The organism is Halomonas sp. BM-2019 (assembly GCF_017584085.1).
This window is the reverse complement of the sequence record NZ_CP071922.1, coordinates 1,289,359-1,294,730: the sequence shown is the minus strand read 5'-3', so window position 1 is coordinate 1,294,730 and position 5,372 is coordinate 1,289,359. Positions and strand designations below refer to the sequence as shown.

Sequence of the window (5,372 nt, the reverse complement as noted above, 5' to 3'; positions counted from 1 at the left end):
CCGTTATCGATGCCGATGATGCCGGGGGTGGCCAGGCGGTTGCGGGCCAGGGTCTGCATCAGGCAGCCAGCCACGGCGAAGGCGGCACCGGTCAGCCAGGACGCCGCCAGCCGCGGCAGGCGCAGGTCATGAATCACGAAGAGGGTGACCACCTCGCCGTCGCCGGAGAGCGCCCGCGCCAGCTCCGCGAGGCTGACCGGGATGCTGCCGGCCATCAGGTAGGCGGTGGAGGCGGCCAGCAGCAGCACCAGCAGCAGCAGGTTCACCACCAGGGCGCGGCGCTCGAGCAGCAGGCTGGCCCGCCCGGCGGTCAGGTGCCAGTAGCCGGACGGGGCAAGCTGACTGCGGCATTCGGTCCACGCCGCCGGAGTCTGACCCCACAAGGATTTCCCAGACATCCCTTTCATCCTTGGCCTCCTACAGCGTCGGCAGGCGGCGGGCGCGCACCACCGCCACCAGCACCGGCGCGCCGAGCAGGGTGGTCAGCACGCCCAGGGGCAGCTCCGCGGGGCTGACCAGCAGCCGGGCGGTGACGTCGGCGCCGAGTACCATCAGCGGGCCCAGCGGCAGGCAGAGCCACAGGGTGCGGCGGATATCGGGGCCGGCCAGGGCCCGGGCGGCGAAGGGCACCACCAGGCCCACGAAGGCGATGGGGCCGGCGATGGCCGTGGCGGCGCCCACCAGCAGCGCCACCGCCAGGATCACCAGTAGCCGCACCCGACCGGGATGGTGCCCGAGGCCCGCGGCCACCCGCTCGCCCAGGGCCAGGGCCGCCAGGGGGCGGGCCAGCCACAGGGTCAGGCCCAGGGCCAGGACGAGGCTCGGCAGTACCGCCAGCAGGTCCTCCAGGCGCCGCCCGGAGAGGCTGCCGATCACCCAGAAGCGGATCTCGTCGGCGCTGCGCTGATCGAAGAGCAGCAGCAGCGCGGTCAGCGAGGCGAGCAGCGCCGAAAGCGCCGCGCCGGCCAGCACCAGGCGTACCGGGTCGCTGCCCACGCCGCGCAGGCGCACCACGCTGAGCACGGCGGCGCAGCCGAGCAGGGCGCCGAGCTGGCCCACGGCCACGCGCAGAGTAGCAGTGCTGGCGCCCAGCCACAGCGCCACGCCCACGGCGAAGGCGGCCCCGGCGCTGACCCCGAGCAGTCCCGGCTCGGCCAGGGGGTTGCGGGATACCGCCTGGAGCAGCGCACCGGAGACCGCCAGCGCCAGCCCCACCCCGATACCGATCAGGGTGCGGGGCAGGCGCAGCGACCCCACCACGAAGCGTGCCTCCTCGTCCCCCGCCCCCAGCAGCACGGCCAGGGCCCGTGCCGGGCCGACGTCACCGGCGCCCAGCAGCAGGCTGGCCAGCACCGCCAGCAGCAGCAGGGCGCAGGCCAGCGCCGTCATCCCAGCCAGGGAACGCCGACCGTGCAGGGCCACAGGGGCCGCCACTCCCGCCATCAGGGCAGCAGCGCCGCTTCAAGCTCTTCGAGGATCGCCAGGGCGGCCAGGGGGCCGTTGGCGCTGGTCCACAGCTGACCATCCACCGGCACCACGCGCTCGGCGGCCACCGCGGGCAGGCGGGCGAAGGCCGGAGAGCGGCGGGCCGCGTCCAGCGCCTCCTGGCCCTCCTCATTGAGAGTGGCCAGGAAGAGCCAGTCGCCGTCGAGCCGCGAAAGGCTCTCCAGGCTCAGGGTGTCGCTGTGCACCACGCCATCACGCACCAGGCCGGCGTCGCTGAGGTCCAGGCCGGCCTCGGCGATCAGCCCGGAGGTGAACAGCCGCTCCGACATCACCATGGGGCCCTGGGGCATCCAGCGGATCAGGTTGGCGCTGCCCAGGGCATCGGCTTCTTCCAGCGCCTCGGCCAGGGCGGCGCTGCGCGCGTGAACCTCGGCGATGGTCGCCTCCATGGCGTCGGCCTGGCCCAGGGCCTCACCGAAGAGGCGCGCCTCGGCCTCCCAGTTGTCCGCCGCCAGGGGGCGGGTCTCCGGCACCACGGTGGGGGCGATGCGCGACAGCAGGGCGTACTGCTCGGCGCTGAGCTGCGGCGCGGCCAGGATCAGGTCCGGGCGCTGGGCCAGCACCGCCTCCAGGTTGATCTCCCGCACCACGCCGACGATGGCCAGCGTAGCGCCGGGGTGCCGGGCCTCCAAGTGGGATTCGATATAGCGAGCCACGCCGTCGCCGCCGCGGGTGGTCACCGCCGCCACGGGCAGCCGGCCGGTGGCCAGGGCGGCATCCAGGGCGCCTTCGTAGAGGGTGACGATGCGCTCAGGGGAGCCGGGCACCTCTACCGGACCGTTGGCGGTCTCGACGCTGTGCGCCAGGGCCTGCGCGGACAGCCCGAGCCCCAGGGCCAGCAGGCCAGCCAGGCAGCGGCGACGATGGCCGGCGTGGGTCCGGAAAGAAAGGGAGGGCGTGCGCATCGGTAACTCCTCACGGCGATGGGTAGCGTGCGCATGATAATGATTCTCATAACACCATGTCAGAGTGGCTGCCGCAACAGGCCGTTGCAGATCTCGCAACCCGGCCGTGGCGCGTCTTCCGGGGTTGCACAAGCCGCAACGGGGTGTTGCCGGCGTGTCGCTATTCCCGGGGGAACTTCCAAGCCTAGAATCCTCCTCGCAATTGAGAATCAAACTCATTCAAGAGGACGCCATGCTTCGCTCAGCCCAGCCACGCGCATCTCAACCCTCAGGGCCCACGGCACTTGCCAGCGCCGTCGCCCTGGCCGCCGTTGCCGCCCTCCCCGCCCAGGCCCAGTCCGGTGAGGGTACTCGTCTGGAGAACATCGTGGTCACCGCCGCCGGCTTCGAGCAGGCGCTGCGCAACGCCCCGGCCAGCATCTCGGTGGTTACTCGGGAGGAGCTTGACCAATATCGGCGAGGCGAGCGCCGACGTGCCCGGGGTCGATGTGCGCTCGGGCACCGGGAAGACCGGTGGGCTCAACGTCAGCATCCGCGGCATGCCGGCGTCCTACACCCTGATCCTGATCGACGGCCGGCGCCAGAACGCCTCGGGCGACGTGACCCCCAACGGCTTCGGCGAGACCGGCACCAGCTTCATTCCGCCGCTCTCCGCCATCGAGCGCATCGAGGTAATCCGCGGGCCCATGTCGACCCTCTACGGCTCCGACGCCATGGGCGGGGTGATCAATATCATCACCCGCCGGGTGGCCAGTGAATGGAGCGGCTCGGTGGCGGTGGATACCACCTTCCAGCAAGACCGCGACGCGGGGAACTCCCAGACCCTCAACCTCTACGCCTCCGGTCCCCTGGTGGAGGAGCGCCTCGGGCTGCAGCTGCGCGGCCGCCTCTACGACCGCGACGCCTCGGAGCGCCTGATCGAGGTCCCTGCCGACAGCACCCCAGGCCGCGACCCCCGCCCCGGGGAGGCGCGCATCTATTCCATCGGCGGCCGGCTCAACGCCACGCCGGACGATACCCACGAGCTGTGGCTGGACCTCGAGCGCTCCCGCCAGGTCTACGACAACGCGGACGGTAGGCTGGGCAACCTGGACACCCCGGAGCGAGTCTTCGGCTACGAGGATGAGCTGCGCTTCCACCGCGACCAGGTGGCTATCGGCCACACCGCACGGCTGCCGGCGGGTACCCTGGAGAGCAGCCTGACCCACAGCACCACCGAGACCCTGGGCCGCACCCTGCCGGCAGGCAGCGCGCCCGACTTCGGCTATGAGGCCGAGGGCGGCGAGCCGCGCCTGCTGGAGAACCGCGATATCACCTTCGATACGAAGTTCGTGATGCCGCTGGGCGACCATATGCTGACGCTGGGTGGCCAGACCATCGATTCTCGGCTGGAGGATGGCGCCGCGGGCAGCCAGGTGTTCCGCCAGGAGAGCTGGGCGCTGTTTGCCGAGAACGAGTGGTGGCTCGCCGAGGACCTGGCCCTGACCCTGGGCGGGCGCTACGAGAATCACGACGCCTTCGGCGGCCACTTCAGCCCCCGCGGCTATCTGGTATGGAACGCGAGCGACGAGTGGACCCTCAAGGGCGGCGTCAGCCGTGGCTACAAGACGCCGACCCTCAACCAGCTTCACGACGGCGTGACCGGCTTCACCGCTCAGGGCCAGACCGTGACCATCGGCTCGCCGGACCTCGAACCCGAAAAAAGCACCAGCTATGAGCTGGGCGCCAGCTACGACAGCCAGCAGGGCGTCACCGCCAGCGCCACGGCGTTCTTCAACCGCTTCACCGACCGCATCGCCAGCGCGGCCGATGTCCCCAACTGCCAATTCGTGGATAGCGACGGCAATACGCCCAACGCTGGCCTGGCCAACTGCTTGAGCGTGGGCAACTTCACCGCCCAGGAGGGCTTCGGCCAGCTGGTCAATATCGACCGCGCCGAGACCCGGGGCATCGAGCTCAGCGCCCGGGTGGCGCTCACCCCCTCCTGGTACCTGAACGGCGGCTATACCTGGACCGACACCGAGATCACCTCCGGCGAGAACGAGGGACTGCAGCTGACCAACGCTCCCCGGCACAAGCTCACCGCCGGGGTCACCTGGCAGTTCAACGACCGCTGGAGCACCAGCCTGGACGGTGAGTATTACTCCTCCCGGGAGCGTTTCTCCGACGGCCTGCCCGACTCGGGCCAGAACCTGGCGCTCTACGAACAGGTGGGCAACAAGCTGGACGGCTATGAGCTGTTCCACCTGCGCAGCTCCTACCAGGTGGCGGAGAACGTGCGCCTGACCGGCACCGTCTACAACCTCTTCGACAAGGACTTCGGCAAGGCCGACAGCTACGAGTGGCAGGGCGATACCTACCAAGCCTACCGCTTCACCCAGACCGGCCGTGCGACCGATGGCGTAGCGCTGGACGGCCGCAGTTTCTGGCTCTCCGCCAGCTACGATTTCTGAACCTCTCAAATAAAAATGATTTTCATTCGTATGGCTAGCTGGCATACTGCAAGCGTCAAGAACACCTGCCATGGCCGCCTCCATGCACGACTTCGATGAACTCAACGCCTTTTGCGCCGTGATGGCATCCGGCAGCCTGACCCGCAGCGCCCGGGAGCTGGGGCTCGCCAAGTCGACGCTGAGCCGGCGTATCAGCCAGCTGGAGGCGCGGCTGGGCCAGCCGCTGCGCAGGGAAGTGAGCGGCGAGCTGGCCATCGAGGTCCATAGCGCCCTGGCCCGCGGCTGGTTGGGGCCCCTGATGGATGACTTCATGGCGCGCTACCCGCAGGTGGCGTTGACCCTGCAGACGGGGAAGGCGCTGCCCGATCCCCCCGACAGCCATCGGGTGCATATCTGGCTGGGCGACGTCCCGGACAGCGGCCTGCGCCAGGAGGCCCTGGGGGCCTTGGGCCGTGGACTCTACGCCCACCACGACTATCTGACTCGCCAGGGCGCGCCCGAGCACCCT

At 70.3% G+C, this 5,372-nt stretch carries 5 protein-coding genes; 2 read left to right on the top strand and 3 right to left on the bottom strand.

Annotated elements, in window-relative coordinates; translation table 11 throughout:
- The 3 genes from J5F18_RS06555 to J5F18_RS06545 form a co-directional block, all read right to left on the bottom strand.
- On the bottom strand, positions 1-407 hold a 407-nt coding region (locus tag J5F18_RS06555), incomplete at its 3' end, for an iron chelate uptake ABC transporter family permease subunit (protein ID WP_346302189.1).
- A gap of 10 nt (positions 408-417) precedes the next feature.
- Positions 418-1,389 carry an iron ABC transporter permease gene (locus J5F18_RS06550; protein WP_346302188.1) on the bottom strand — a complete coding sequence of 324 codons (972 nt, stop codon included), beginning with the start codon at positions 1,387-1,389 and terminating at the stop codon, positions 418-420.
- A gap of 53 nt (positions 1,390-1,442) precedes the next feature.
- Positions 1,443-2,411 (bottom strand): ABC transporter substrate-binding protein, encoded by a 969-nt coding sequence (locus J5F18_RS06545; RefSeq protein WP_346301482.1) that lies wholly within the window; start codon positions 2,409-2,411, stop codon positions 1,443-1,445.
- Between the two features lie 443 nt (positions 2,412-2,854).
- Between J5F18_RS06545 and J5F18_RS06540 the strand changes: the two genes are divergently transcribed.
- Both J5F18_RS06540 and J5F18_RS06535 read left to right on the top strand, forming a co-directional pair.
- Positions 2,855-4,864, top strand: coding sequence for a TonB-dependent receptor (locus tag J5F18_RS06540; protein WP_346301481.1), 2,010 nt, complete (start codon positions 2,855-2,857; stop codon positions 4,862-4,864).
- A 70-nt stretch (positions 4,865-4,934) separates the two neighbouring features.
- Positions 4,935-5,372 (top strand): LysR family transcriptional regulator (locus J5F18_RS06535; RefSeq protein WP_346301480.1); only part of this gene is annotated, 438 nt, incomplete at its 3' end.